This window comes from Luteolibacter algae, assembly GCF_042683045.1.
Lineage (GTDB): Bacteria > Verrucomicrobiota > Verrucomicrobiia > Verrucomicrobiales > Akkermansiaceae > Luteolibacter > Luteolibacter algae.
On sequence record NZ_JBHUIT010000027.1, the window covers coordinates 66,523 to 91,360 of the forward strand.

21 protein-coding genes are annotated in these 24,838 nt (G+C 52.4%); 9 read left to right on the top strand and 12 right to left on the bottom strand.

What is annotated here, in order from left to right:
• Window positions 1–8 precede the first annotated feature (8 nt).
• Window positions 9–1,121: an MGDG synthase family glycosyltransferase gene (locus ACFSSA_RS11965; protein ID WP_386820684.1), complete on the bottom strand. Its 1,113-nt coding sequence runs from the start codon at window positions 1,119–1,121 to the stop codon at window positions 9–11.
• A gap of 170 nt (window positions 1,122–1,291) precedes the next feature.
• Between ACFSSA_RS11965 and ACFSSA_RS11970 the strand changes: the two genes are divergently transcribed.
• Together ACFSSA_RS11970 and ACFSSA_RS11975 are read left to right on the top strand one after the other, a co-directional pair.
• Window positions 1,292–3,490 carry a sulfatase family protein gene (locus ACFSSA_RS11970; RefSeq protein ID WP_386820685.1) on the top strand — a complete coding sequence of 733 codons (2,199 nt, stop codon included), beginning with the start codon at window positions 1,292–1,294 and terminating at the stop codon, window positions 3,488–3,490.
• Window positions 3,491–3,571: 81 nt separating this feature from the next.
• Window positions 3,572–6,256 (top strand): VWA domain-containing protein, encoded by a 2,685-nt coding sequence (locus ACFSSA_RS11975; RefSeq protein ID WP_386820686.1) that lies wholly within the window; start codon window positions 3,572–3,574, stop codon window positions 6,254–6,256.
• A gap of 107 nt (window positions 6,257–6,363) precedes the next feature.
• On the opposite strand, the gene ACFSSA_RS11980 is transcribed toward ACFSSA_RS11975, so the two are convergent.
• Entirely contained in the window at window positions 6,364–6,864 is a 501-nt protein-coding gene (locus ACFSSA_RS11980) for a hypothetical protein (protein ID WP_386820687.1), read from the bottom strand.
• Between the two features lie 270 nt (window positions 6,865–7,134).
• On the opposite strand from ACFSSA_RS11980, the gene ACFSSA_RS11985 reads away from it, so the two are divergent.
• Together ACFSSA_RS11985 and ACFSSA_RS11990 are read left to right on the top strand one after the other, a co-directional pair.
• Window positions 7,135–9,654, top strand: a complete 2,520-nt coding sequence (locus ACFSSA_RS11985) for an ATP-dependent DNA ligase (protein ID WP_386820688.1) — start codon at window positions 7,135–7,137, stop codon at window positions 9,652–9,654.
• Window positions 9,655–9,717: 63 nt separating this feature from the next.
• Window positions 9,718–10,353: an HAD family hydrolase gene (locus ACFSSA_RS11990; RefSeq protein ID WP_386820689.1), complete on the top strand. Its 636-nt coding sequence runs from the start codon at window positions 9,718–9,720 to the stop codon at window positions 10,351–10,353.
• 94 nt (window positions 10,354–10,447) lie between these two features.
• Here the strand turns inward: ACFSSA_RS11990 and ACFSSA_RS11995 are convergent, their stop codons facing one another.
• Window positions 10,448–10,918, bottom strand: a complete 471-nt coding sequence (locus tag ACFSSA_RS11995; protein WP_386820690.1) for a hypothetical protein — start codon at window positions 10,916–10,918, stop codon at window positions 10,448–10,450.
• A gap of 24 nt (window positions 10,919–10,942) precedes the next feature.
• A complete protein-coding gene (gene pdxH / locus ACFSSA_RS12000; RefSeq protein ID WP_386820691.1) occupies window positions 10,943–11,581 on the bottom strand; it encodes a pyridoxamine 5'-phosphate oxidase in 639 nt (212 codons plus the stop codon).
• 144 nt (window positions 11,582–11,725) lie between these two features.
• Here pdxH and ACFSSA_RS12005 point away from each other — a divergent pair, with 144 nt between their 5' ends.
• The 4 genes from ACFSSA_RS12005 to ACFSSA_RS12020 all read left to right on the top strand — a co-directional run bounded on the left by ACFSSA_RS12005 (window position 11,726) and on the right by ACFSSA_RS12020 (window position 17,860).
• The gene (locus tag ACFSSA_RS12005; protein ID WP_386820692.1) at window positions 11,726–14,062 is read left to right on the top strand and encodes a hypothetical protein; all 2,337 of its coding nucleotides are present in this window, start codon (window positions 11,726–11,728) and stop codon (window positions 14,060–14,062) included.
• A gap of 102 nt (window positions 14,063–14,164) precedes the next feature.
• Window positions 14,165–14,863, top strand: coding sequence for a tRNA (N6-threonylcarbamoyladenosine(37)-N6)-methyltransferase TrmO (gene tsaA, locus ACFSSA_RS12010; protein ID WP_386820693.1), 699 nt, complete (start codon window positions 14,165–14,167; stop codon window positions 14,861–14,863).
• A gap of 105 nt (window positions 14,864–14,968) precedes the next feature.
• Window positions 14,969–16,510 carry a bifunctional phosphoribosylaminoimidazolecarboxamide formyltransferase/IMP cyclohydrolase gene (gene purH / locus ACFSSA_RS12015; protein WP_386820694.1) on the top strand — a complete coding sequence of 514 codons (1,542 nt, stop codon included), beginning with the start codon at window positions 14,969–14,971 and terminating at the stop codon, window positions 16,508–16,510.
• 165 nt (window positions 16,511–16,675) lie between these two features.
• Entirely contained in the window at window positions 16,676–17,860 is a 1,185-nt protein-coding gene (locus ACFSSA_RS12020; RefSeq protein WP_386820696.1) for an FtsW/RodA/SpoVE family cell cycle protein, read from the top strand.
• 54 nt (window positions 17,861–17,914) lie between these two features.
• On the opposite strand, the gene ACFSSA_RS12025 is transcribed toward ACFSSA_RS12020, so the two are convergent.
• The 4 genes from ACFSSA_RS12025 to nth form a co-directional block, all read right to left on the bottom strand.
• Window positions 17,915–18,301 carry a hypothetical protein gene (locus tag ACFSSA_RS12025; RefSeq protein ID WP_386820697.1) on the bottom strand — a complete coding sequence of 129 codons (387 nt, stop codon included), beginning with the start codon at window positions 18,299–18,301 and terminating at the stop codon, window positions 17,915–17,917.
• Window positions 18,302–18,473: 172 nt separating this feature from the next.
• Window positions 18,474–20,201 carry a dynamin family protein gene (locus ACFSSA_RS12030; protein WP_386820698.1) on the bottom strand — a complete coding sequence of 576 codons (1,728 nt, stop codon included), beginning with the start codon at window positions 20,199–20,201 and terminating at the stop codon, window positions 18,474–18,476.
• Window positions 20,202–20,227: 26 nt separating this feature from the next.
• Window positions 20,228–21,127 (bottom strand): polysaccharide deacetylase family protein, encoded by a 900-nt coding sequence (locus ACFSSA_RS12035; RefSeq protein ID WP_386820699.1) that lies wholly within the window; start codon window positions 21,125–21,127, stop codon window positions 20,228–20,230.
• 88 nt (window positions 21,128–21,215) lie between these two features.
• Window positions 21,216–21,851: an endonuclease III gene (gene nth, locus ACFSSA_RS12040; RefSeq protein WP_386820700.1), complete on the bottom strand. Its 636-nt coding sequence runs from the start codon at window positions 21,849–21,851 to the stop codon at window positions 21,216–21,218.
• 53 nt (window positions 21,852–21,904) lie between these two features.
• Here nth and ACFSSA_RS12045 point away from each other — a divergent pair, with 53 nt between their 5' ends.
• Window positions 21,905–22,717 carry a hypothetical protein gene (locus ACFSSA_RS12045; RefSeq protein WP_386820702.1) on the top strand — a complete coding sequence of 271 codons (813 nt, stop codon included), beginning with the start codon at window positions 21,905–21,907 and terminating at the stop codon, window positions 22,715–22,717.
• Here ACFSSA_RS12045 and ACFSSA_RS12050 read toward each other — a convergent pair.
• From ACFSSA_RS12050 to ACFSSA_RS12065, 4 genes are all read right to left on the bottom strand, one after another.
• Window positions 22,714–23,391, bottom strand: a complete 678-nt coding sequence (locus ACFSSA_RS12050) for a DUF2459 domain-containing protein (RefSeq protein WP_386820703.1) — start codon at window positions 23,389–23,391, stop codon at window positions 22,714–22,716. The two genes, ACFSSA_RS12045 and ACFSSA_RS12050, sit on opposite strands and share 4 nt — an antisense overlap.
• Before the next feature lie 126 nt (window positions 23,392–23,517).
• Window positions 23,518–23,838 carry a pyrimidine/purine nucleoside phosphorylase gene (locus ACFSSA_RS12055; protein ID WP_386820704.1) on the bottom strand — a complete coding sequence of 107 codons (321 nt, stop codon included), beginning with the start codon at window positions 23,836–23,838 and terminating at the stop codon, window positions 23,518–23,520.
• Between the two features lie 27 nt (window positions 23,839–23,865).
• Window positions 23,866–24,393 (bottom strand): rhodanese-like domain-containing protein, encoded by a 528-nt coding sequence (locus ACFSSA_RS12060; RefSeq protein ID WP_386820705.1) that lies wholly within the window; start codon window positions 24,391–24,393, stop codon window positions 23,866–23,868.
• Complete coding sequence (locus ACFSSA_RS12065) at window positions 24,390–24,764, bottom strand: FKBP-type peptidyl-prolyl cis-trans isomerase (RefSeq protein ID WP_386820706.1); 375 nt, start codon at window positions 24,762–24,764, stop codon at window positions 24,390–24,392. The genes ACFSSA_RS12060 and ACFSSA_RS12065 overlap by 4 nt, the downstream gene beginning before the upstream one ends.
• Between the last annotated feature and the right edge of the window lie 74 nt (window positions 24,765–24,838).

Consider the following 24,838-nt stretch of genomic DNA (forward strand, 5'->3'; position numbering starts at 1 on the left):
CTGTTAGATCAATCTTTTTGTAAGTGGTTCAGGATGAAATCGGAGGCTTTGATAGCTCCGTCGTTACAATCGTGATTTGCCAGTGTTTGTTTCATTTTACGCCATCTGGTTGCATCGTCTGCGAGCATTTTCGAGATAGCTTCGTTGAGATCTTTCGGCATCTCGGCAAGATCTCCGGCACCAAGTTGTTGAAGCAGTTGGAGATTGCCTTCTTCCTGTCCCGGAACGAGGTGGTGAATTAGCATCGGGCAGCGGGCGGCGATAGCCTCATGGACGGTCGCACCCCCGGCCTTACCCACGATGAGGTGGTGGGAAGTCAGTAATTGTGGGACTTTTTTTGTCCATCCCAGCAGTTTCACCCGTCCGGGATAGGCGGCTTTGATTTCCCGGGCTCTGGATTGCAACAGGCGGAAATTTTTTCCCATCACGATCGTGAGATGAACGTCTGGTGAAGCGTCGAGGATCGCGCGACTGTGGCGGCGGATGAAGGGCTTTTTAGCCGTGGGAAAATACAGCACGCGGAAGGGTTTACAGGGATCCTCCTGAGAAACCGGTTTCATCGTGGAAAAGGCCGGGTTCACCGCGAATCCGGTGTTGATGATCTTTTCTTCGGGAATGCCCCAGCACCGCATGGTTTCCAGCGTCGCGCGATCGGTCACGAGAAAGTAGTCGGTGGGAGCGCGCAGCCAAGAGGCATTGATCTCGATGGAATCTGTAACAACGGTGAAGACTGGCAGTTTTTTCCTGGTCTCGTTGAAGTGCCTGTGCAGGAAATACGGATAGATCGGGTAAGTCGAGATCACGGCATCTGGCTCGTATTCATCCATCAAGGTCTGCAAGTAACTCTCCGGGCGGCGCATCAGAGGCAGATCCGGCCGGGAGAAATCGCACTTGTCTGTGCCGCGGTAAATTTTCTCCCATAGCAGTGGAAAATGCGTGGTGACCAGCCTGTATCCCCACTGCAGGAAAGAGGTGGCGTGTGGTGCGGAAAGCACGCATGGATCAGCCACCTTCGTTTCCACCTCTCTGGCATTGAGAGCCAGGGAAAGATTGCGGGCGGCGCTGTTGTGCCCTTCGCCAAAGGCTGCTGTGATGATGAGGAGTCTTGGTTTTCTGGACATGTTCTGCTTTCCGGCGGCACTTTAAGAGACAGAGAGGTATTGCGTCGATGGACTTTTCTGTTTTCCTCCTCCCGCCGGTAGCAGTGAAACGCAAGAGCGATGGCGATATCGATAGATAACGCGTTCTAAATCAGTAGTTGCAAAGCAAAACCGCCGGTGAATCCGCGACAATGAGTGAATCAGAAAAGACAAGATCCGTAGGGAAAAATCCGGAATCCATGCTGGGATTCGGGCCAGTGCTGGGAGGTGCGGGAGCTTTTTTCGCGTTTCAATACATTATTGCGCTGTTCCGGCTGACGAATCGTTCCGGATCGATGGAAAACAAGTTCAGTGCCCTGGCACAGAATAAATACATGGATTTCCTCATCTGGCAGAATTTCTACGTGCTGATTGCCTATGCGATTTTGATCCTCCTTTTCGCGCTCGTATTACAGCCGGTCCTATCACCGGTTTCCTGGAAGCTCCGGCTGAAATCCCGCTGGTCGAAAGCTGCGCTATCAGTGGGCGGAAGTTTTCTTGTTCATGGTTTTTTTGCTCTCCGTTTGGTGAAAACCCGACCCTATTTCCTGGATGATGCAAGCTTCGGCCATTGGTATTATCAGGTGCTGGAGATCGTCCCGGAAGTCCTGCGTCCTACAGTATTTTTTCTGTTGTTCTCCATCCTGCCACTGGCAGTGCTGGTTTATGCGATTTGCTGGCATCTATGGAGACTTTCCGGAAAAGCGCGAGCGATCGTTTTAGGAGGTGCGGTTTGTCTTGCTGGAATATTCTTGTGGAAAACAGGTGTTTTAAAATCTGATCCTGAGGTTCCTATTTCTGCTGAAGCGGATAATCGCCCGAACGTGATCATCATCGGCTCGGATTCATTGCGTAGCGATCGTCTCGGGTGCAATGGCTACCAGCCGCGCCGTCGCGACGGTCTTGCAGCCGCAGGTGTTTCTCCTCACATTGACGAGCTAGCTGCAAAATCCGTGAATTTCACGAACTGCTTCACTCCTATCGCTTCCACGCTCGAATCCGGCACCACGCTGATGAGCGCCCAATACCCGCACACCCACGGCTTGCGGCAGATGTATCCGGATGAAAAAACCGTGGATGCAACGAAGGCAAGTATCCAGCCGATTGCTGGAATTTTGCGCCGTGAAGGCTATGATACCGCAGCATTTGGTGATTGGTGCGCAGGTTACTACGAGCTGATGCCGCTGGGATTCGAGCACATTTCGGTATCAAGTTTTGATAATTTCAAAATTTACATGAGCCAGGCGGTGGTCATGGCACACTTTGTCATTCCGCTCTATTTCGATCATCCGGCAGGTTATGCGATTTTTCCTCAGCTCGGTTCGTTCGCGCAATTTGTGACGCCGGAAGTTGTTACGGATCGTGTGGAAAAACGTCTTTCCAAGGTTGCCGCGGAGAAGGAGCCATTTTTTTGGCACGTTTTTTATTCCTGCAATCACCTGCCATACAGAAATCCGGAGCCGTATTCGAGCATGTTTACCGATCCGGATTATACTGGCCCGAATAAGAATGGGGTGGATTTCGATATCGATTCCTTCATTGGCGGAACCGACCTGGAAAACAAGTGGAACGCGCTGCCGGAAAAGGAGATCCGCCAAATCCGTGATCTCTACGATGGATGCACGCGGCAATTCGATGACAATGTTGGAAAAATCCTCGCCGCTTTAAAGGCAAACGGCCTTGATGAGAACACGATCGTTCTGGTGACTGCGGACCACGGCGACAACCTTTACGAAGAAGGTGTCACCCTGGGACATGGATTAACCTTTAATGGTGGATTACAGGCCAACCACGTCCCCTTGATTTTTCATCTGCCGGGAGCTGAACCACGTGTGGTGCCGCAGCATCTTCGCACGATCGATATTATTCCGACTCTTGCGGATTTGCTCGATATCAGCAGGCCAGCGGAATGGGAGGGGGACAGTGTTGCTGGCTGGTTGGATGGATCCGAGCGCCCCCAGAGCAAAGCGTTTTACGGCGAAACCGGATTTCCCTTTATCCAATTCCGGGTCGCGGGGGTGGAGCGGCCCCATTTGCCGCCGATGGATGGGATGACGGGGATCGAAGATACTTTCAATTACCAGTTTGTCTTGAAGAAGGAATACGAGGAGCCGTTGATCGCCGCGAAGCAACGCTGTCTCATGACAGATAAATGGAAGCTGATCTGCACGCCTACGGCCCAGGGGGACAGACATTTCGGACTCTTCTCCAGGGAAGCCGATATCTACAGCGAAGAGGATGTCGCGGGAAAGTATCCTGAAATCCTTGCTGCTATGTCTGAAGCATTGGAAAAATGGATCGATCAAAAAATCGAGACCCCGCTCGAAGAAATTTTCCCGGAGGGCGAATGATGATGGCTTCCGGGCTGCGGTGTTCCCCCTTGAGTTCAACAAGATTGCCAAGCGGATGGAAACCATGTGGACTTTTCGAGCGTGAATTTTGATTTTCCCGAAAGTTTTCTACTGGTGCCGCTTGTCGTGCTGATCGGTTGGTTTTGGCCGCGATTGGGACTTTTCCGGCCACTACGTGCCGTGATCTGGCTGTTGATCGTGTTCATGATCGCCGGGCCTCGCATACGGAAACAGGAAAATTCCTTGGATCTATTGGTGTTGCTGGACAGATCGGAATCGACCGAGGATTTAATTGATAAGGGCTTGCCCGAATGGACGCGGATTCTGCAGCAATCCAAACCAAGCCGGAAGGACAACCTCCGTTTCATTAATTATGCGGCGGAAATCGCGGAGGCGGGCATTGATGGCTCGTCATTCACAGGCTCACGCAAACTGACAAAAACTGGTTTGGCTCTCTCGAATCTGATGGCTCAGGTGGATGAAAGGAAGCCCAGCCGCGTTCTGCTTTTCACCGATGGCTTTTCCACCGAGCCTTTGACTGAAGCTGCGGCACAAATGAAAAAGCGCGGAGTGCCGCTGGATTTTCGATTGATCCGTGACGAAGTATCCGAGGATGTCAGGCTTGCGCGGCTAACCTTCCCCGAGCGGGTGCAAGTGGGTGAACCGTATTTGATCTCTATTCTGATCCGCGGCAGTCTCGATGGAGCCATCCCATTGGTTTTGAGACGCAACGGGCAGATATTGGTCGAGACCCGGGTGACAGTGAGGGATGGCGTAGGCACGGTGGAATTCACTGATAGAATAGGGAAAGTCGGCTCCTATGAATACACTGCGGAAGTGCTGCCCGAAAAGGATGCGCACCCCGGGAACAACCGGTCGAGCCGGTGGATCGAAATCACCGGAGGGCCCCGGCTTCTATTGGTGAGCAAATATATCGACGATCCCGTCGCCAAGGCGATGTCTGAAATGGATTACGAGGTGCAGGTGGTAAGCAATTTTTCCGAGCTCAGGCCGGGCCTGCTTGCGGGAACAAAGGCTGTGATTTTCAACAATGTGGCTGCCCATGAGATTCCGGGCGATTTTTTGAAATCCTTGGATTTCTTTGTCCGTGAGCAGGGTGGTGGATTCCTAATGGCGGGGGGTAAACACTCGTTTGGCGCGGGTGGGTATTTCCAATCCGATATTGATGGACTCCTGCCGGTCTCCATGGAGCTGAAATCGGAACACCGCAAGCTATCCGTGGCCTTGGCGATCGTGATGGATCGTTCCGGATCAATGGGAGTTTCCGTAGCCGGAGGCAAAACCAAGATGGATTTGGCCAATAGCGGGGCGGCTGCGGCGGTAAAGCTATTGGGTAAGATGGATCAGGTTGCCGTTTTCGCGGTCGATAGCGAGCCAACCAAAGTGATTAGACTGACCACAATCGCCGACAGGCAAAACGATATAAACAGACGTATATTGAAAATCCGTTCAGGGGGAGGAGGGATCTACGCATATACCGGATTGAAAGCCGCTTGGGAAGAGCTCCGGAAATCCGCTTCCGGCACGCGGCATGTGATTCTGTTTACCGACACACAGGATACCGAGGAGCCCGGCGATTATAAAAAGCTTCTGGAAGAGATGGGCGAAGATGGCGCAACGGTTTCTGTGATCGGGCTCGGCACAAAGGGTGATGTGGATGCGGCTCTGTGCGAGGATATTGCCCGACGAGGGAACGGGCGGATCTTCTTTTCCGACAGGCCGATGGATATTCCTCAGATTTTCGCCCAGGAGACGGTGACTATCGCTAGATCCGCATTCGTGGAGGTTCCGGTGAAAGGAATTGCTACCGGCCGCTGGAGCGAAATCTCTCCGAAGTCTCTCGATTGGATGCCGCAGGTGGATGGTTATAATTTGTCCTACGCACGGAATGACGCAACAGTCTCGCTCGTCTCACAGGATGAATACGCTGCCCCGCTGGTGGCCCACGCACGGCGCGGTTTGGGACGCACAGCCGCGGTTTCCTTTCCCTTGGGAGGGGAATTCTCGGATTCGGTCAGAAACTGGGAAGGTTACGGAGATTTCATACAGACGATGGGAAGGTTCCTGATGGGGCAGGAGGTGCCTCCCGGAATCGCGATCCGGCACAAAATCCAAGGCACCCGGCTTGATCTCGACTTGCTCTACGATGTCGAGGAATGGGGAGAAAAGCTTAGCAAGCAACCGCCTTCGGTAAAACTGCAGGATCAAGCGGGCGGTCCGGTTTATGAGCTGCCGTGGAGGAGACTTGCACCCGGACATTTCTCCCTCAGTAAGGATCTGGAAGAGGGGAGCATTGTCAAGGGGGCCATAAGGATCGGCGAGAGCGCATTGGGTTTCGGTCCATTGAGCGTTGGTTCCAGTGTGGAGTGGGCGTTTGAACCGGAACGCCTGAGCGAGCTCCGGCAGGTTTCCCATCAAACAAACGGTAGAGAGCTGTTGAACCTGCAGAAAGCATGGCTACGCCCTCCGTATATCGCGGATAACTCGCTGAATCTTCCCTTGGCGCTCATCCTGCTGATCCTGATACTCCTTGATGCATTAGTCACTCGCACCGGCTGGAAGCTTCCGGAATTTATGCGGATGGAACCGCGTGCAATAGCTGGGAAAGCCCCTCAAAAGGCCAAACCTGTCCACGCAACGGTTCCGGTCCGGGAGGTTCGCAGGGAAGAAAAATCCAGTCCCACCCCGGAGCCAGCACCTTCGGTTCGGCGCTCACGTTTCCAAAGAGCGAAAGACCGGAAATAGTATGCTTTGCGAAGCTATATGAACTCCTTTCAATTGGCTTATTGGCTTCGACCAGGTGCTGTATTTGCTAATACTTAAAACGCAAAAATTCCGGATGAATATAGGTTTTATAGTCCTTCGAAGTAATCTGAGATAAAGTCCTGCCAGACTTTCTGGCTCTCATCCGATAGCCTGGAGGTGATGTTTCCCACACAGCCCGAGCATAAGAGTAATGGCAAAGCACCGTTGATAAGTGTCCCATCACCATTGAATTGGGCGGACAAGGTGAAGCCATCAATTCCGGTTCGGCTAGTCCGGCATGCCACACAGTGGTCAAGTTTTTCGGCGGGCTGATCCAGCGCCATCCATTCGAGCAACCGCGCCTCCCAATCGATCTCGCTTTCAAGGAAGCTCCTGATCTCGGCCTTGGAAGCTTCGCTGAATCTCCCGGAAAAGTCTTTGCGGCACCCTTCGCAGATGGCGTATTCGAGAATGCATTCCTCGCGGTGGTAGTGCTTGTTGACGATCCACGAATCCGCGGTTTCACGTAAGGATTGGACACATATCCGGCAGGTATCGAACGGTTTGCCTGTCTCCAGGGAATCAAACCATTGTTCCAATTTTATCATGACAGAGGCTAGAGAAACTTTCCGGGGCTGGCAATTCCGACTTGCCGACGGGAAGCATTTGCGAGTCGGCTCCGACCTGCTAGGTTTCTCGTGGTGATAGAAGTAATATTTAACCGCGGACTGTATCTTCCAGAGCTCGATTTTTGGCTGGATCCATGGGATGCAAAGGAATCTGCCTTTGTTTCTCACGCACATGCAGATCATTTTTCACGACATGAGAAAGCGCTTTGCTCCGCGTTAACCGGGAAACTTCTACGCAAACGGTTCAATATGGCAGAGACCAGATTGGAGGCTTTGGAATTCGGGGCCATGATCGATCGGGATGGCTTCCGGCTACGTTTGCTTCCGGCGGGCCACATTGTCGGCTCTGCAATGCTTCATGTGACGAGAAAAAAAGACGGCGCGACTCTCTTGTATACGGGTGACTTCAAGGCACGCCGCGGACGGACGACGCAGCCCGTCAATTTCATTCAGGCGGACACCCTCATCATGGAAACCACCTTCGGGCTGCCTCATTTGACATTCCCGGCGCAAATGGAGATTGATGCCGCTGTGTTACGATTCGTTAACGATGCGATCTCCGATGGCGAAACGCCTGTTTTATACGGATATTCCTTGGGGAAAGCGCAGGAAGCGCTGGCGTTGCTTGCCGAGAATGGGATTCCGGTTCTGTCACATCCAAAGGTCGCGGAAATGACGGAGGCCTGCCGTGCTGCTGGAGTCGATCTACCAGAACCCGTGCTCTTCGAAGGCTTTGCCCGGGAGGGGCATGTGGTGGTGGCTCCTCCCAACGCGGTTCGAGCAAAAATCATGCGCGGTTTGAAAAATAAGCGGACGGCGATGTTAACGGGATGGGCCTTGCAGCCGGGATCATTTTACCGCTACCGCGTGGATGAAGTCATTCCGATGTCGGATCACGCGGACTACGTGGGGCTTCATGAATGCGTGACTCGCGTTCGTCCAAAGCGCGTGCTGACTGTCCATGGATACGTCAAAGAATTCGCCGCAGAATTGCGATCCAAGGGAATTGATGCCTGGTGCGCGATGGGCGGGGATCAGCTGGAGTTATCACTTGGAAAAGCACCTTCAGTCACTCCCGGGATGGGTGGCCCACGGCACAGTCGTCCTGTCTGCCAACTCGCCGATTTCTCCGACGTTTGTCGCCTGGTCGGAGAGACAAGCAGTCGTTTGACAAAGATTGAATACCTTGTGAATTACTTGCGAGCTTTGGAGTCAGACGAGTGTTTGAAGCTGGCGACAGGGTGGTTATGCGGCGAAGCATTACCAAGACGTATCGGCCGACGGGCAATCAATCTGGGGAGCGCTACGATCAAACGATCGCTGCAAGCTATTCCAGGGCTCCGACCGGAAAGATACGTGGAAATATCGGCCTCCCAGAATGACATTGCGAGAACCGCCAGAATTTTACTTCAGGAGATTCCTTTGTCTCCTTATCCGCTTACCTTAGCGGGGTTGCATGAATTTTTCCTGGACTTGGAAAGCAGCCCCGGCTCGTTGGAAAAAGTGGATTTGCTGTCAAAACGCTTGCATGAATTGCATCCGGTGGAAGGTGAAACAGTCGTTAGACTTCTGACCGGGGACCTTCGGATTGGACTGAAAGAAGGGTTGGTCGAAGAGGCTGTGGGAATTGCGTTTGAAGCAACTGCTGCAGAAGTAAGAAACGCAAATATGCTGACAGGTGATTTGGGTAAAACCGCATTATTGGCGAAACAGAAAAATCTTTCAAGCGCCCGTTTAACTCCGTTGGTGCCGATCCGCTGCATGTTGGCTTCGCCGTTGGAAAGAGACGCAAGCGGCGCTTTGGATTATTCAAAATTGCCTTTCCAACAACCGTTTTGGCTAGAACCTAAATATGACGGAATCAGGGCGCAACTGCACAAAACGGGAGAGGTAGTCGGTTTGTTTTCGCGAGATCTCCGGCCGTTGGATCAGGAATTTCCAGAGCTGGTGGCAGCGGCGAAGAAATTATCCGGAGATTTTGTTTTGGATGGAGAACTCATCGCATACGCGGAAGGCAGGAAGCTAGGTTTCGGCGATCTACAAAAGCGGCTGGGGCGGAAACGGGTTGAGGGAGATCTCTTTATGGAATCCGCTGAAGGTGCCGCTTCGGTGCCTCTGAAATATATCGCTTTTGATGTGCTATGGAAAGACGGCCAGGATGTTCTGGATCTGACATTGGTAGAGAGGCGGTCGATTTTGGAGGGTCTGGAGCTTTCCGGTATGTTCGAATGTATTGAGCTCTTCCGTGTCGGTGGTTCCGAGGAGACGGAGATGCTTTTCAAACGATCGTTAAAATCCGGCCACGAAGGATTGATTCTCAAGAATCCTGCCGGTAAATATCTACCGGGCAGACGCGGGAAGGACTGGATCAAGTTGAAAGGGGTGATGCCAACTTTGGATTGTGTCGTAGTTTTTGCCGAGCAGGGACATGGAAAGCGGGCGGATGTGTTGTCTGATTACACGTTTGCAGTCCGCGATGAAATTAGCGGAACGCTCAAAGTTCTGGGGAAAGCTTACTCCGGGTTAACCGATGAGGAGATAGAAGAGCTAACCGAGCATTTCATGAAGCACACACTTGCCAAGGAACGCCGGAAACGCCGGGTAGAGCCTAATATTGTCTTGGAAATTGCCTTCGACTCGATTCGCCGCTCGCCCCGCCACGATTCCGGACTGGCATTACGATTTCCGCGTATAAAGTGTATACGTCACGATAAGACTGTAGCAGATATCGATACTGTCAAAGCTGCGGAAAATTTGATCGGTAAATAAATAGATCCGCCGTAGCTGAAAATAATGTAAGAAACTAATGATAGTGTCTTGCAAATCCGCATAATGCTGGCTAAGCCCTCCGGCGAAATGGCAAACGTAGGAGCAATTGAATTTCCAACCGGTGGTTATGAAGCTGTAATTTTCGATTGTGACGGGACTTTGGTTGATACCATGCCCGCGCACTTTGAAGCTTGGTGCGAGGCTCTGGCCTCTTACGGTGCGGCAGGCATTTTCCAGGAAGACGTCTTTTTCGCAATGGGCGGACGTCCAACACGCGATATCGTGGTCGATCTCAATAGTGAGTATAATCTGAAGCTTGATCCGGAAGATATCGCGCTGGCGAAACGTGAGGCGTTTCTCAAAAAGCTTCACAAGGTGGAGTTGATCGAAGAGGTGGCCGACTTTGCCAGATCCCTACGCGGTAAAATGCCATTGGCGGTGGCTTCGGGCGGATCCCGTTATGTTGTGGAGAAAACTCTTCGTTTGCTAGAGTGTTCCGATTGGTTTGATGAAGTTGTTACAGCAGATGATGTAAAAAACGGTAAGCCAAGTCCTGATATTTTCCTCAAAGCTGCAGAGCTTCTTGGCATTGCTCCGGAAAAATGCCTTGTAATCGAAGATGCCCCTCCGGGTGTTATCGCAGCGCAGGCGGCGGGCATGCAGGTGGTGACAATTCCGATGCCGCTACTTTCGATCTAAGCGACTGTTTTAAATTTCTACAGAGCCGGGACTGACCTTCTTCTTGAAGTCGGGCTCGGCTTTTTCGTTGAGAAGGGAAGCGGATCCCGAACGCTTAGTGCGAAGGTTCGGACGAGGGCTTTGCCTCGGGTCCAGGGTCTTCGTCGGTGGTCTCTATCTCTTCATCGGACGCCAAGATTGATGTCGAAGTTGTCAGTGACGACTTAGAAAGCTGTGCCACGGTGTAAACTCCATCGCCGATCTCCAATGTCCCGGATTGGATATCCGCCGCCGCATATTGACCGAGTTTCTCGCCAGTGGCCCGCAGGTTTGCCGCCCGGCCCTCTGGTCCCTGGGTTGTGAGGATCGATCCTGTCTCGACTTCCCAGTTTCCGTAGGCCTGTATCAGAACAAATTTCCGATCTGCGGGAATGGATGCCACGCGGCCGACCAATTTCGCCTTCGTGGGATCTTCGGCCTTCTCTTTTGGTTTCTCTTCAGGTTTGTCCGCACAGCACGGCAACAGACAGAAAATGCAGAATACCGGAATGAAGCGTAGATAAGCGCGGGAGCAAATGGCGGGCATGGCGGGTGGTGGGTTGGAAAAATCCTATGGGGAAAGTCGATCGATTTTCCAGGTTTGATCATTAATGCGGGTGTATTGAAAGCGATCGTGAATCCGTGCCGGGCCACCTTGCCAGAACTCGATGGTTTGTGGAACGATCCGATAGCCGCCCCAGAATGACGGGAGAGGGATTTCACCCTCTTTGAACTTTGCTTTCAATTCCTCGAGTTTTTGCAGGAGAATTTTCCGTGAGGATATCACTTCGGATTGATTTGATACCCAGGCACCGATTTGTGATTCACGTGGCCGGGTAGTAAAGTATTTCAACGATTCCGCAGGGGAGATTTTTTCAGCGGTGCCCTGGATGATGACTTGTCGCTCCAAAGTGATCCATGGAAAAAGGATGGAGACGTTTGGGTTGGCGGCAATGTGTGAGGCCTTACGGGATTGATAGTTGGTGAAGAAGGTGAACCCTTTGGAGTCGAAGGCTTTCAATAGGACTGTTCGCTGCGCCAGAGTGCCTTCGGGAGAAATGGTGGCGAGGGTCATCGCATTCGGCTCGTGGACTTTCAGGTCGGTTGCTTGTTTGAACCAAGTTTCAAAGACATCAATTGGGTTGTCCGACAAGTCCTCCCGGTGCAGGCCCCTGGAGGAGTATTCTTTTCTGAAATCTGAGAGATCCATAAGCGAGACTTTCCATGTGGCATATGAAACATCAAGGAAGATGATAGAATAGAAATCCGCAGACACCGGAGTCTATTGTAAATGTTATGTAATTCGGGCATTCAGAGCTTGATCGCCTTAGAAAGGTGTTTTTACTCAATGAATATGAAATTCAAATACAATGCGCTGTGTGTGGCATCTGTAGCCTTTTTCGGCGCAGTTGCTTGTAAAGAGAAACCGAAAACAACGGATGCGGCTGGCGACAGTAAGAAATCCGCGGTTGAGGAAATGGTGGAAAAAGTCAAAGAGGTTGTCTCGCCGGAGGTGGAAGCTTCGTTGAGTGTCGATGAGCGTGCGGCGAAGCTCGGCTTTGCGAAATATCTGCCGGCGAATACCGAGGTCGTGATGTCTTTCTACAATGCGGAGGAGTCCTCCAAGCAGCTGGAAGCGCTCAAGCTTTACGGAATTATCCGCCAGAATCTTGGAATGGGCGCGATGGATGATGTAGGGCTGGATATCATTGAGGAGGAAATGCTGGAGGATGAGGAAATCGTTGTGCCGGAAGGAGAGCAGGCGGACGATGACGGATTTGCCGGGGAGGAGGCGGGCGAGCCCGACATGGCAGACCCAACAAGCCCCTGGATGCTTCTAGGCCAGGAGATAACTCTGGCACTGGGCGAAACGGCAGGAGAACAGCTAGGTGGTCTTTTGAGAGTGAATCGCCGTATGGCTTACTTCCAATCAAAGGTTATGGGACAGGCTGCCCAGGCATACGGCCGCGATGGAAATCTTGAGCAGTTCATGGAAACCCTTGAAAACCTGAGCGGTGAGCAGCTGGTCGATGACCTTATCAATGATTCGGAATCTGGCATAGAAACCATCCGGAAAGCACAGATGCCGCCGGTTTACCTGTCATTCCGGGCGAAGGATGGCGAGTTGGATCAGGCAGCACAGCAAGTAAGCTCCGGAATGGCGTTCTTCGGCATGGCGGGGGAGATGGCGGCGCCTACCGAGTTTGAGACCGGCGGAGGAAAGTTTTCAGGATATAAGATCCTCGGCGAAAAAGTTGCCGAAACGCTTTCTGCGGAACGCGAGTCCATGGTTGAGCAACTCGGTGCGGACAATGCGGACGCGATTATCGATGCCATCAGCAAGAAAAATCTCGTGATCGTTACCGGAACAGTCGGCGATTACGTTGTGATCATGATGGGCGATTCTGAAGATTCCCTCAAGCTCGCCGAAGAAGCAAAGGATTCCATCGTTGGCACTGATGAGCTGAAATTCGCAGATGCTTTTGCCGATAAAAAGCTTTTGTCTTTGGTTTACGGTGAAAAGGAAATTTGGGACACAGCGGTCGAGGAGGCCGGCGGATTAGCCAGCTATGCTCTTGGTTTTCGTGATGGTCTCTCCGGTGGCGATGGTCTTGGCGAGACACGTGATATCGAGGAAATGCTCCAGATGATCGCGGATCGCGAGAAGGTGCTATTGGACATGGGAAAATCCAGCGATCTTGGCATGATTGCCTACGCTGAAGACGGGGTGAAGGTCGAAAGCTTTGGCGGTTACGATAAAGGATCAATCGATTGGGATGCGAAGACGACCCTGGCTCACCTCGGTGACAGCGGAGACAACCTTCTGTTCCTCAATATGGCTGCCAATGCCGCCTACGACGAAAATCTAGGCTCTTATGTGGAAGCTATTTTCGAGACCGCATACGCGATCACAATGAAAGTCTCCGAGCTTAATCCAGATGCGGATGAGCTTTCCGAGGTATCTCAATACACCCAGCTCTTTGATAAACAATTCCGGGAGGATTTGTTAGGAATGTATGAGGCTGTGAGCGGTGATTTTGCTGATGGTCTTGGTAATGAATCGGCGGTTCTGATCGACCTTAAAGGATCGATGCCAGCGATCCCGGGAATTCCGCAAGGAATCGTGGACGAGGCAAAGGCGCCGCGCTTCACGATGCTGGCGCCCGTGACTGATCGTGAGAAGCTGGCATCGGCCTGGGAGAAAATGAACCAACATACAACATCCTTGCTGTCAAAAGTGAGCGAGATGTCCGGGACGAAAATTCCGATGCAGAAACCAATCAGTTCCGAGCGTGACGGAATGACGACCTGGTTCTTCTCCTTCCCGTTTTTCCAGGATGATTTCCTACCGTCCGTAACGGTTAGCGATCGTTGGTTCGCAGCTTCCACTTCCAAGACCCAAGCTCTCGACCTGATGGCGAAGGCTGAAGCGGGTGGCGAAGCTGGGAACGGAGTTACCTTCTATGTGAACTTCAATACACTGACGGATTATTCAGAAGATATGCTGAAAATCGTGGACAATAACGCCTCGGATGTTTTCAAAAACAAATACGATCTCGAAGGCTTCCATCGTGACAAGGATGAGTATCAGGAGCTGATCGATGCTTGCCGTGAGTTCGATTCCCTCAAGTGGACCGTTCGCAAAGAGAACGATTACACTCGCAACAGCATGCACTTCAAAGTGAAGTAATCCAAGAAGTTGTGAATTCTTACTAACCGCAATTTTTCGGGAAAAACCCTTTGCTTCGATTTGAAGCAAAGGGTTTTTAGCATCAGCAACGAAAGAGAAACCATGGAAATTGAGCCGATTGGATATTTGAGGACTTGTTATGGGAGCAAGTTTGCTGTTCCCCGCCAGCCGGGACTGTGTCCGGCGGCCTGGGGTGAGCTCGAATTCATGGAAAAATATCGGTCAAGGGAATCGATCCGCGGTCTGGAGGATTTTTCCCATGTATGGCTGATCTTTGGTTTCCACGAAACAGCGGGAGAAGGTTGGAAGCCGACCGTAAGACCGCCACGATTGGGTGGTAATCAGCGTGTGGGAGTTTTTGCAAGCCGGTCCACATACCGCCCGAATGGACTCGGTCTCTCACTGGTGAAGCTCGATGAGATAGTCCTAACGAAAGATGGCGAATTGCAGCCTCCCATCTTGAAGTTCTCGGGCGTGGATCTAGTGGACGGAACTCCCATCTATGACATCAAGCCATATTTGCCTTATGCTGAAAACTTATTGGATGCAAAAGCTGGTTTTGCAGGCGATGAGATCGGGCGAATGGAGGTGAAAGTGGAGGAAGCTGCCATGGAGAAATTTTCCGCACTCGAGAAGAGAGCGCAGCAGGTCATTTGCGAGGTGCTATCGTTGGATCCGCGGCCTGCGACATCTGCGAAAGATAGTTCAAAAACCTACGGAGCGCTGCTTTGCGGGAAAAATGTTCGGTTTCGGTTTGATGATGTAACCTGCTGGATATCAGCAGTGGAGAGTATTAAATGATTGTCTGCGGAGGATTCCCGCTTGCGTCGATGATGGTGCTTGGATACGGGGGGACGTGTTCGGTGCGCCATTTGGCTCCCCGGATTTTCACCTAATACACACACTATGGCTATTTCAAGAGCGTTACTTTCAGTTTCGGACAAGACAGGTTTGGTAGAATTCGCAGAGGGTCTCGCTGAAATGGGCGTGGAGCTACTCTCTACGGGCGGCACGGCGAAAGCCCTTCGTGACGCCGGCCTAAAAGTTATGGATGTGTCCGAATACACAGGTGCGCCTGAGCTTTTCGAAGGCCGTCTCAAAACTCTTCATCCAATGGTTCACGGCGGTCTTCTTCATCGCCGTGATGATCCCCAGCATGTTGCCGATGCAAAGAAACATGGGATCCCGCCGATAGATCTCGTAGTAGTAAATCTTTATCCTTTTGAGGAAACCGTAGCCAAAGCAGGGGTCACTCTTGAGGAAGCTATCGAAAATATCGATATTGGCGGGCCGTCCATGTTGCGTAGTGCCGCAAAAAACCATTCCCATGTCACTGTGGTGATTTCTCCGGAGGATTACCCGACGGTCCTCGAGGAAATGAGGGAAAATGGTGGAGATACGACAAAGGGCCTGCGTGAGCAACTGGCAGTGAAGGTTTTCCTACGCACTTCCCAATATGATGGGGCGATCACCAATTTCCTCGGCCAGTGCAGACAGGGCACAGGGTGTTCGTTCACACTGAGTCTGCCACTTGAGCAAGAGTTACGCTATGGCGATAATCCCCACCAAAAGTGCTCACTTTATGGAAACTTTGCGTCCTGCTTCACACAGCTGCAGGGCAAAGAGCTCAGCTACACCAATATCATCGATATCGAGGCCGCCGCGGATCTGATTCTCGATTTCGTCCGGCCTACGGTGGCGATTCTCAAGCATACAAACCCGTGCGGCGTCGGACAAGATGATGAGGACCTACGCCTCGCTTGGCAGAAAGCCTTCGAGACCGACCGCCAGGCTCCATTCGGAGGCGTGATCGTTACGAACCGTCCATTAACAGTCGAGCTCGCACGGGTGATCTCGGAAATTTTCACCGATGTGATTATTGCTCCTGACTTTGAGCCAGATGCCCGGGCCTTGCTGCAGAAGAAGAAAAATCTTCGTCTCATGAAAATGAACGATGCATATCTCGTTGCGAAAAAATCTCCGGTCATTCGTTCCAGCCCGGGTGGCCTCATGGTGATGGATCGCGATCATACAGCTCTCGGCCTGGATGATCTCGAGAGCAAGGTCGTCACCAAACGCCCACCGACGGAAGAAGAGCTCCGTGCGATGCGTTTCGGCTGGAGGATTGTAAAGAACGTGAAGTCCAACGCCATCGTCTATTCTCATGCGGACCGCACTCTTGGCATCGGCGCCGGCCAGATGAGCCGGGTTGATTCCTCCCGTATCGCTATCTGGAAAGCAAAAGAGGCAGGTTTGGATCTCAAAGGTTGCATTGTTGCCTCCGACGCGATGTTCCCCTTCGCCGATGGATTGCAATCCGCGATTGATGCTGGCGCGACGGCATGCATCCAGCCGGGAGGTTCGATGCGTGATGCGGAAGTTATCGCAGCCGCCGACGCTGCTGGCATGGCAATGGTCTTCACTGGCAATCGTCACTTCAGGCACTAATTTTCGGCAGCATTCATCTGCTCATTTCTGGAATTTGTTCCGCCGGCGCGATGCTTTGCACATTGCGTCGGCTTCTTTTTGATCCGGATTCCATTTGATTGACCTTTCGCCGGATGTCGGCTTGCCAAGAAGGGGTGTAGCGATATGCTCACGGCTTCGCGCAAAATGACGCCATTTTTAAGGAAAATACTAGGGATGAACTGGGTGCTGGTGCTCGTGATGTATGCACTGTTGATCTTTGGTGTCTTCATGATCGAGAGCGCGGCGCGGCATCTTCCGATGAGCCCTGAGAATCTCAAGGATTTCGGTTCGGCCGGGGCCTACTTTGCGGGCATGCAGAAGAAGTGGATTGCCTTCGGGAGCCTCGCCTATTTCGGAGCGGCTTTGGTCGACTACAAGTGGATCCGATGGCTGGGTATTCCTCTATATGCCGTGAGTCTGGGACTGATGGTAATGGCCATGCAGGCGGATGATGAAGTCCATAGACTTAGTCTCGGCGGTTTGAGTTTCCAGCCCGCGCAGTTGGGGGTGACCTCGGGAATCATTATGATCGCTTGGTTGATGCATGATCTCCCCAAGCTTCATCGCAGTCTGGGGAATCCTTTTTTACGTTTAGGAATTATCGGAGTGGTATCTGTGGTGCCGTTTCTGATGGTCATGAAAATGGGAGACATGGGCTCTGCCCTGGTTTGGATTCCGGTCGTTATTGTCGCCCTTCTAGTCTCCGGAATTCCTTTCCGTTTTCTCAGCTTTATCGGGTTTGTTTCCGCCGGAATTCTGCCCGTTCTTTATTTTGTGATCCTGCCACTCGTCTCCGAGCGTGGTCCGGATCGGATCGATTTATGGCTGCGAATGCTCCAAGGGCAGGAAGTCGATATCCAAGGGGACGGCTACGCACCACACAACGTGTCCATGGCAGTGGGTAAAGCTGGCTGGAAAGGGGTGGGCTGGTTGGCAACTGCGGAAAAAGGCTCGTTACATGACAAAAAATTCATTCCCCACCTGACCGCTCATAACGACTTCATTTTTGCTGTGATCGCAGAGGAATTGGGATTCCGGGGGGCACTGCTTTTGTTGGGCGGCTTTGCCTTGTTGTTGATACAGGGCTTATTCATCGGTTTTTATAGCCGGGATATGGCGGGAAGGCTGATCGTGTGTATGGTGATCGCCCTATTTTTCGCACATATCTATGAAAATATAGGGATGTGCGTTCTACTGATGCCGATTACTGGTATTCCATTGCCGTTGATCAGTTACTCAGGGACTTTCGTGGTCATCTGTATGTTCCTGCTTGGCTTGGTGCAGAGTGTCTGGGTCCACAGGCACCGGGGTAACCCGGAAGAGGTATAGAGATTTCTCCGGCAAGGCAGAAGCAGAGGATCGGAAGCCGGGTGCTAGCGGCCGTTACTTGTATTCGTCCTGATAGCGGGCTTCCTCATTCTGAAGCTGGTGGGAAGGTGTTTTGAGCATATCAAAAGCTGTCCCGCAATACATGCAGCGAAATTGCTGAGTGGCGATGATGGAGAGAGTGGCGGTAACTCCATGGTTCAGAGGAAAAATTCTCACCGCCTTTTGATGGGCCAGAGCACCAGAATTTATAAGTGGCGTGCCTTTGCACAGCGGACAATGGGTATGGCGACGCTTGAAAAATGCCAATAACCAAGTGAAAGCGGTGAAGCCAAGACAAGCGACGAGGACTTTTGTGGTGAACGGCTGGGGATTGAGAAAAAACAGGACGAGCGTCGTGATGGAAGCGATAACACCCAGATAATGGATCGCACAAAGAATCACTGTGCTTACAAAAGTTCTTCTGTGAGGAACCGAGCGCGCGCGCGTGACCGGAGCTCGTCCGGACGGCCGGACCGGCTGGGAATTTTCACAACTGACATCGCTTGTCATCAAGGTGACAATGATGATTAATTTTTCCTGATCTTTTGCAAGCCACGATTTTCAGGGGCCTTCTTCAGATGTCTTGTTCGATGGATTTCAAGGTCAGAAAGAGATCGTGCCAGCGGCTTAGTTTCGGCTCAATAGCGAGCTTTTCCTTTGCAAGATGCTTTCTGATTGAGTTCAGACAAGTTGTGTAGTCCTGGAAGAAAATGCGCAATCCGTCCTCATAATCCGCCCGTAGCGTTTCGGCAAAGGATCCGCAGGTATCAAGCAGAGAGGCCTGGAAATCCCGGGTGATCTTAAGACGGGTGATTAGAGCAATGCTAACACCGCCGATAGCAAAGACCAAAGCGATCCCACAAAAAATCAGTGGAAGCCAGGGAAAGTCCAAGATTCCACAAACCGCCCCGATGATTAGAAAGAGCAGAGTCGTTGCAGTGAAGGATTTGAGGGCGAGATTTCGCTTTCGTAGCTCGTGTTCCAGTTCTTTGCGAACGTGAAGATTGCCTATCGCCTGATGCGCCGCGCGACCAATTCTTTGGACAAACCGGCGGCGCGCTTGCTCAAGTTTTTCATCGATCGGTTCTGATTCGTCGACTTCCTTCCCGATAGATTCCTTCACCCTCGCCCCCAGCTCATTCCAGTGGCTGCGACAGGCGGCGACCACGTCTTTGCCATCGCTTTCCGCAACAGATTCCACAGCGGTCCGCAATCGATCGATAAACAGGCCCTCGGTTTGACTACCGGTTCTATCCCCAACAAAAATCCGAAAAACCGAACGAGCAATTCCAAGGGATTTTTTCAGAGCTCTGCTCACCCAAACGGCCTCGGTTTCGAAGACTTCAGCGACTCCGACCAAATGCTGGGGCAGGCGACTAACCAGCCTTTCCCTCATCGCGTCGATCTCGTCTTCCAGGGAGCCGAGGAAATCATTCTGGTCGTTGAGAACCCGGGTTTGCTCTTCGATGCGGTCCTCGATTTTACGTAAAGCGCCGGAAGCATGGGTGCGCCAGGTTTGGAGAGCGGCCCGTCGCTCAGGCGAGTCACAAACCCGGCGGGAAATAAATTCCTCCAAGGCAGGGAAGCCACTGTCCTTGTAGGTCCTCCCCGCGAGAGAGCCGGCACGTTTCGCCTCAAATGCCAGCTTTCCGGAGACGGCAAAAATCTGTGGGACAGTGCCAATCCGTTTCATCGAAAGATCCGCCATGTGTTCGAGGATGATCTTGATATCCGCAGGCTCGCGCTGATCCGCTTGTTGGACGATAAAAGCCACCCGGTGATGACAATCGACGGGGAGTTTCGAGATCAAATTCCAGGTGGCGGCGCCCCACGGGTTGGTGACTGGAAAAACAAAGAGAATGAGATCCGCTACCGGCAGGAAACGCTCTGTAATTTCCTGATGGCCTTTGACGACGGAATTAGTCCCGGGAGTGTCGACCAGGTTGAAATCGCGCAAAAACTCGATCGGGCGATAGCGTTCTTCCAATGATGAAGTGGTATCGACATCACGGGGAGGTGCGCCATACCGATACCAAATAACCCGATCCGTCTCCGGCAGAATGTTGACTTTACAGAGCTCCCGCCCGAACAAACCGTTGATTAGAGAGGATTTGCCGGCATTGACCTCCCCACAGACGACAAAAAGAAACGGGGTTCCCAGATCCTTTTCGAAAGATGAGGAGGATAAGCTTTCTCCAAGATCGGTAGCGGTGTCCCGCGCGAGCTCGTTGATGCCTTTGACCACCTGTGAGATGCGCTCACGGGAGGAGAAATAGCGCTCGCCGAAGTTGAGCTGGCTCACTTTTTGAAACGGGGGGAATGTTTCGCTCAAGGAGCCGGGGTGACAGAGGCTTGGGCTGCCGGAGTCTCGGCTTTCATGGCGATTAGTTGTGAAACTGTAACAAATTTGAATCCCTTGCGGAGAAGGCCATCAAGAGTCGCCGGCATGGCATCCACCGTCTGCGAGTGGAGATCGTGGGCAAGAACGATCCCGCCGGCAGTTGTGCCGGAGAGGATACGCGAAGCGACGACGGATGGACCAGGGCGTTTCCAATCGAGGGGATCGACGGACCAGAGAATGGTAGGATAGCCGAACTCGTTATGAACCAGCTCCCGCTGGCGCTGGAGAAGCCCCCCGTATGGCGGCCTCATGGTGCGGGGGCGCACTCCTGCCGCATGACCTATTGCGTCTTGGCAGCGCTGCATCTCCTGGCGGACTTCTGCGTCGCTGAGCTTGGAAAGAAGGCGGTGGGTGTGGGAGTGGTTTCCAATTTCGTGACCTTCCGCCACGGTGCGGCGCAGAACGCCGGGATGGAGATCGACGCTACGGCCGATCACATAGAACGTGGCTTTGATGTTACGTGCCGCCAGCATGTCCAGCAGGCGCGGGGTATTTTGCGGATGTGGACCGTCATCAAAGGTGATGGCGATGTAATTTCCGGATACGAGCACGCGGGAGAAAGTGACTCCGGCATCTTTGGAAAAATTGCTTGGGTGGTTGCCGGACTCGTTGCGAGGGACAGGACCTTTTACAGAAGGGGTTCGATAATCGGTATTGGCGGTGGTTTTTACCGTCGCTGGTGTGGGTGCCGAGGGCGTTGTCGATGTGGCTGCCTTGCAACTGGCGAGAGTAGCCGCGGAGGCTGCCATGAATCCGCGTCTGGAAAGTTTTCCCAAGGTCGGGTTTTGGGCAAGACTGTTGCCGATATTGTGGAGGGTGTTGTCCATTGGATGGGCGGTAAAAAAGTTAAAAGAGATAAAAATACTGAATTCATCAAGAGCATATGTCACGCTTAGATTTTATCAGTTTGGTGTGCTATATTGATGGCTTTTTTGCAAAAAGTTCGGTGCACAGCAGACAGAATTTTCCGTCGCATGCCCTGGCTGTACAATATTCGCGGCCATAAAAGATGATTTGGAGATGCAGTTTGTTCCACGAGTCCCGCGGGAAGAGCCTTTTCAGATCCCGCTCGGTCTGTATCACATTTTTTCCACTGGTAAGTTTCCACCTCGTCGCGAGCCGGTGGATATGTGTGTCCACGGGAAATGCCGGGACGCCGAACGATTGGGCCATGACCACTGAGGCGGTTTTGTGGCCTACGCCGGGCAATTCCTCCAGCAGGCCAAAGTCGCGGGGAACCTGTCCTCCGTGTTTTTCGACAAGGATCTTACTTAGCTCCGAAATCGCCGCGGATTTTCTGGGAGAGAGGCCACACGGGCGGATGATCGCACGGATTTCCTCCACCGGGACGTGCATCATCTTCTCCGGGGTGTCCGCGAGCGCGAAAAGCGCGGGTGTGACCAGATTGACCCGAACATCGGTGCATTGGGCCGAGAGCAGAACCGCGATGAGCAATGTGTAAGGGCTTGTATGGTCGAGCGGGATGGGTGTTTCGGGGTATAGTTCTTCGAGTCTGCGAAGAAGGTGTGCGGCGCGTTGTTGTTTCAGCATGAAATCGATGGAATCCTAGGTTTTATCTGAGAAATCGCAAGACAGACTCGTGGATGGGATTATCTGCTATTGATGAATGGGCGATCGTTTCCGATGGTGGCCAGGTGAAGCCAGTGCTGAAGATATTATTCGGAGCAATTCTGTTCTGCGGTTTTGCTTGGCTGGGCTGGTGGATCTGGCAGGGCGATGGGGAAACTTTCAGCGTGATGATCCGCGGGGAAAAACTTCCCGAGCCTGATCCGGCGCGTTACGAAGTGCTTGTTTCTGAATTGGAACGCTGGCAGCAGGAGCTCGGAGCCCGTTATCAGAGCGCGGCCACGGACCGTGAAAGAGAGGCCATCGAGCACGATGCCAGAGTCATCCTGGAGCTGGTGATGCCGGAGATGATGTATTGTTGGCTAGGCACTGGGTATGATTTCAATGGCACGGCTGAAAAACCGGGTGAGGGGCCGGTTGCCTGTGGCTATTTCGTGTCCACGGTGATTCGTGATGCAGGTTTCAAAGTAAACCGATACAAACTGGCCCAGCAGCCGTCAGGGAATATCATGAGAACATTTTTGCCCAAAGCGGCGTGCCAGCTGAAGGTGGGAGCTGATTATGACAGCTATGTGGACTGGCTGGAAGGTATGAGGCCCGGGATTTATCTGATCGGCCTTGATACCCATGTAGGATTCATCATCAATGAGGGAAGTGGGATAAAATTTATCCACTCGTCCGGCTCCGGGCCCTACGGTGTGGTAGCGCAGAAAAGGGAGAAGGCAACCGCCTTGAAAGTATCCAATTGGCGTATGATCGGTAGTTTTAGCTCCGATGCGGGAGTGATCCGCACCTGGCTGCGGCGAGAGACGGTAAAGGTGAAAAACTAATCCTCTTGGTTCTCGATATTCTTGTTACCAGAGCCATCCCACACTTCCACAAAGCCGTTACGTTCGATTTCCGTCACAAGCAGGTCGCGGTGGATTGACATAAGAGGGTTGATCCTTGCCCCGCAGGCCTCCAGTGCCTGTCCGGTCCACACATTGCAAATCCGCGGGAAATAGTAAACCTGAGGCGATTCCAGCAGAACTCCGCCTCCCCAGCTTGAGTCTCCTGCGATGATAGGTTTTCCAAACGAATCCTGAATCGTGCAGTGATTGAGGTAGGATGCGACAAACGGCCCACGCTCGCGGGGGATTGATTTCATCCAAATATGTTGATTCGGGGAAACCTCCGGAACCTCCCAATTGATCGGGATGCATTCCATCACCGCCGCAGAGGGAAGGAAGATCGCTTTGACGACTTCGCCGGGGGTAAGCCATCGTGCGTTCACATAGGCCATCCGGTCACCCCATGAAAATGTCACATATTTGGCTTTTGGAAAGTTCTCGGGTGGGACAAAGCCGGATTCGATCAACCAGTCATACGGGAAGACCATGCCGGTGTGTAATTTATCGGCGATCATCCATACCTGAACCTCCGGTGGGCGTTCCGGCGTATATGTCGATACGGTGTTTCTCCGCACCAGCTCCGGTGAGGGCTCCGGGGCTGGTGGAAGGGTCACAAAGTTGCACGAGCAGCTTGCGGCTGCCAATAGGACGGCTAGAGCCTTCTTCATTCCAATCTGGCTTGTTAAAAGGCCGGAGATCCCATCCTCGTTTTCTAGTAAAATGGGATCGAATATTTCAATTCAGCCTTTGATGTATGAGCAGATGTATTGGCAGACTCCCTCTTTGACCGCGATGGTAAAGCCACTGTTGGCATCCACGTTGAAAGCCTCGCCTGCTGAGACGGTTTTCTTTGTGTCTGTCCCATCAATTACGATTTCACAGCTGCCAGCGGAAATTTCCATTATTTCCGCCGCCTCTGTATCGAAACGGAAATCGCCCGGAAAGATCACTCCGAGAGTCTTTTTAGAGCCATCTTCGGCGTAGACCGCATGGGATACGACTTTTCCATCGAAATAGATATTGGCGACGGAATCGGCAGTGACGTTGGTAAATTTTTTCATAATAATTTAGAAGTGTGTAGATGTGAATTAGTTGGCCATTTTCCACGCCTCGTAACCACCCTGGAGGATGGAGACGTCGTGGCCGCGTTTTGCCAGAGCGGTGGCGACAGTTAATGCATCGGGACATGCCATGTCCGTGCAATAAATGACGACAGGAGAGTTACGTTTGTTGGCACTTGCGATTTGCGGCTCGTATTTGGCCAGATCCCGATCGAAATCCGCCTTCGGCCAGCTTGTTGCGCCGGGCACATGGCCCATCTGGTAAAAGAATTTGGGACGCACATCATAGATTAGCGCGGCGTTGTTCTGCACCAATTGATAAAGGTCGCCAAGAGGCATACGTGTCAGCCGTCCTTGTGCCGCGGGGTTGGCCGGGGTGGATGGCTTGTCGGCCGTTTCAGCCGGTTCTTTTTTTACCGCTTTGGATAAATCCAGCGCAGGCACTGGCTTTTCGGGAGGTTCCGAGCATGAACACATCCAGATGGAGATGGGTAGCGTGCACAGAAGGAGTATGGTCCCGGAAGTGCTCGGAGTTTTTCTAGCGAGAGCTTTCACTTGCCAATTTTGATGAGTTCCACGTCGAATACAAGGGTTCCCGCAGGATAGCCGGCTGGAGGATTTTCCCCATAGGCCATCTGGGCGGGAATCCAAAAGCGCCGTTTTTCACCTTCGACCATAAGCTGAAGGCCCTCGGTCCAACCGGCAATGACTCCATTGAGCGGGAAGGAAGTCGGCTTGCCACGTTTTACGGAGGAGTCGAAAAGTTTTCCATCTGTAGTCCAGCCAGTATAATGAACCGTGACAAGATCGCTGGCCTTTGGTTTGACTGACCCGGTGCCTTTTTCCAAAAGCTTGGAAGCCAGTCCTGAAGCGGTGACTTCCGCATCAGCAGGTGCAGATGCGACATCGTTTGGTGTTTCGGGCATTGGGCTATTTGACATGGGTGCTTTTGGGTTCGAACAGGCTAGACTTGCAAGAGCGAAGAGTCCGGAGGCCAGGA

Excerpts from the sequence above, each read along its gene's own strand:
- ACFSSA_RS11980 (WP_386820687.1), bottom strand. The coding sequence starts at position 6,864 with ATGATAAAATTGGAACAATGGTTTGATTCCCTGGAGACAGGCAAACCG.
- ACFSSA_RS12020 (WP_386820696.1), top strand. The coding sequence starts at position 16,676 with ATGACGCCATTTTTAAGGAAAATACTAGGGATGAACTGGGTGCTGGTG.
- ACFSSA_RS12005 (WP_386820692.1), top strand. The coding sequence starts at position 11,726 with ATGAAATTCAAATACAATGCGCTGTGTGTGGCATCTGTAGCCTTTTTC.
- purH (WP_386820694.1), top strand. The coding sequence starts at position 14,969 with ATGGCTATTTCAAGAGCGTTACTTTCAGTTTCGGACAAGACAGGTTTG.
- ACFSSA_RS12035 (WP_386820699.1), bottom strand. The coding sequence starts at position 21,127 with ATGGACAACACCCTCCACAATATCGGCAACAGTCTTGCCCAAAACCCG.
- ACFSSA_RS11985 (WP_386820688.1), top strand. The coding sequence starts at position 7,135 with ATGGCAGAGACCAGATTGGAGGCTTTGGAATTCGGGGCCATGATCGAT.
- ACFSSA_RS11990 (WP_386820689.1), top strand. The coding sequence starts at position 9,718 with ATGCTGGCTAAGCCCTCCGGCGAAATGGCAAACGTAGGAGCAATTGAA.
- ACFSSA_RS11965 (WP_386820684.1), bottom strand. The coding sequence starts at position 1,121 with ATGTCCAGAAAACCAAGACTCCTCATCATCACAGCAGCCTTTGGCGAA.
- ACFSSA_RS12065 (WP_386820706.1), bottom strand. The coding sequence starts at position 24,764 with ATGCCCGAAACACCAAACGATGTCGCATCTGCACCTGCTGATGCGGAA.
- tsaA (WP_386820693.1), top strand. The coding sequence starts at position 14,165 with ATGGAAATTGAGCCGATTGGATATTTGAGGACTTGTTATGGGAGCAAG.
- nth (WP_386820700.1), bottom strand. The coding sequence starts at position 21,851 with ATGCTGAAACAACAACGCGCCGCACACCTTCTTCGCAGACTCGAAGAA.
- ACFSSA_RS12055 (WP_386820704.1), bottom strand. The coding sequence starts at position 23,838 with ATGAAAAAATTTACCAACGTCACTGCCGATTCCGTCGCCAATATCTAT.
- pdxH (WP_386820691.1), bottom strand. The coding sequence starts at position 11,581 with ATGGATCTCTCAGATTTCAGAAAAGAATACTCCTCCAGGGGCCTGCAC.
- ACFSSA_RS11970 (WP_386820685.1), top strand. The coding sequence starts at position 1,292 with ATGAGTGAATCAGAAAAGACAAGATCCGTAGGGAAAAATCCGGAATCC.
- ACFSSA_RS11995 (WP_386820690.1), bottom strand. The coding sequence starts at position 10,918 with ATGCCCGCCATTTGCTCCCGCGCTTATCTACGCTTCATTCCGGTATTC.
- ACFSSA_RS12045 (WP_386820702.1), top strand. The coding sequence starts at position 21,905 with ATGGGATTATCTGCTATTGATGAATGGGCGATCGTTTCCGATGGTGGC.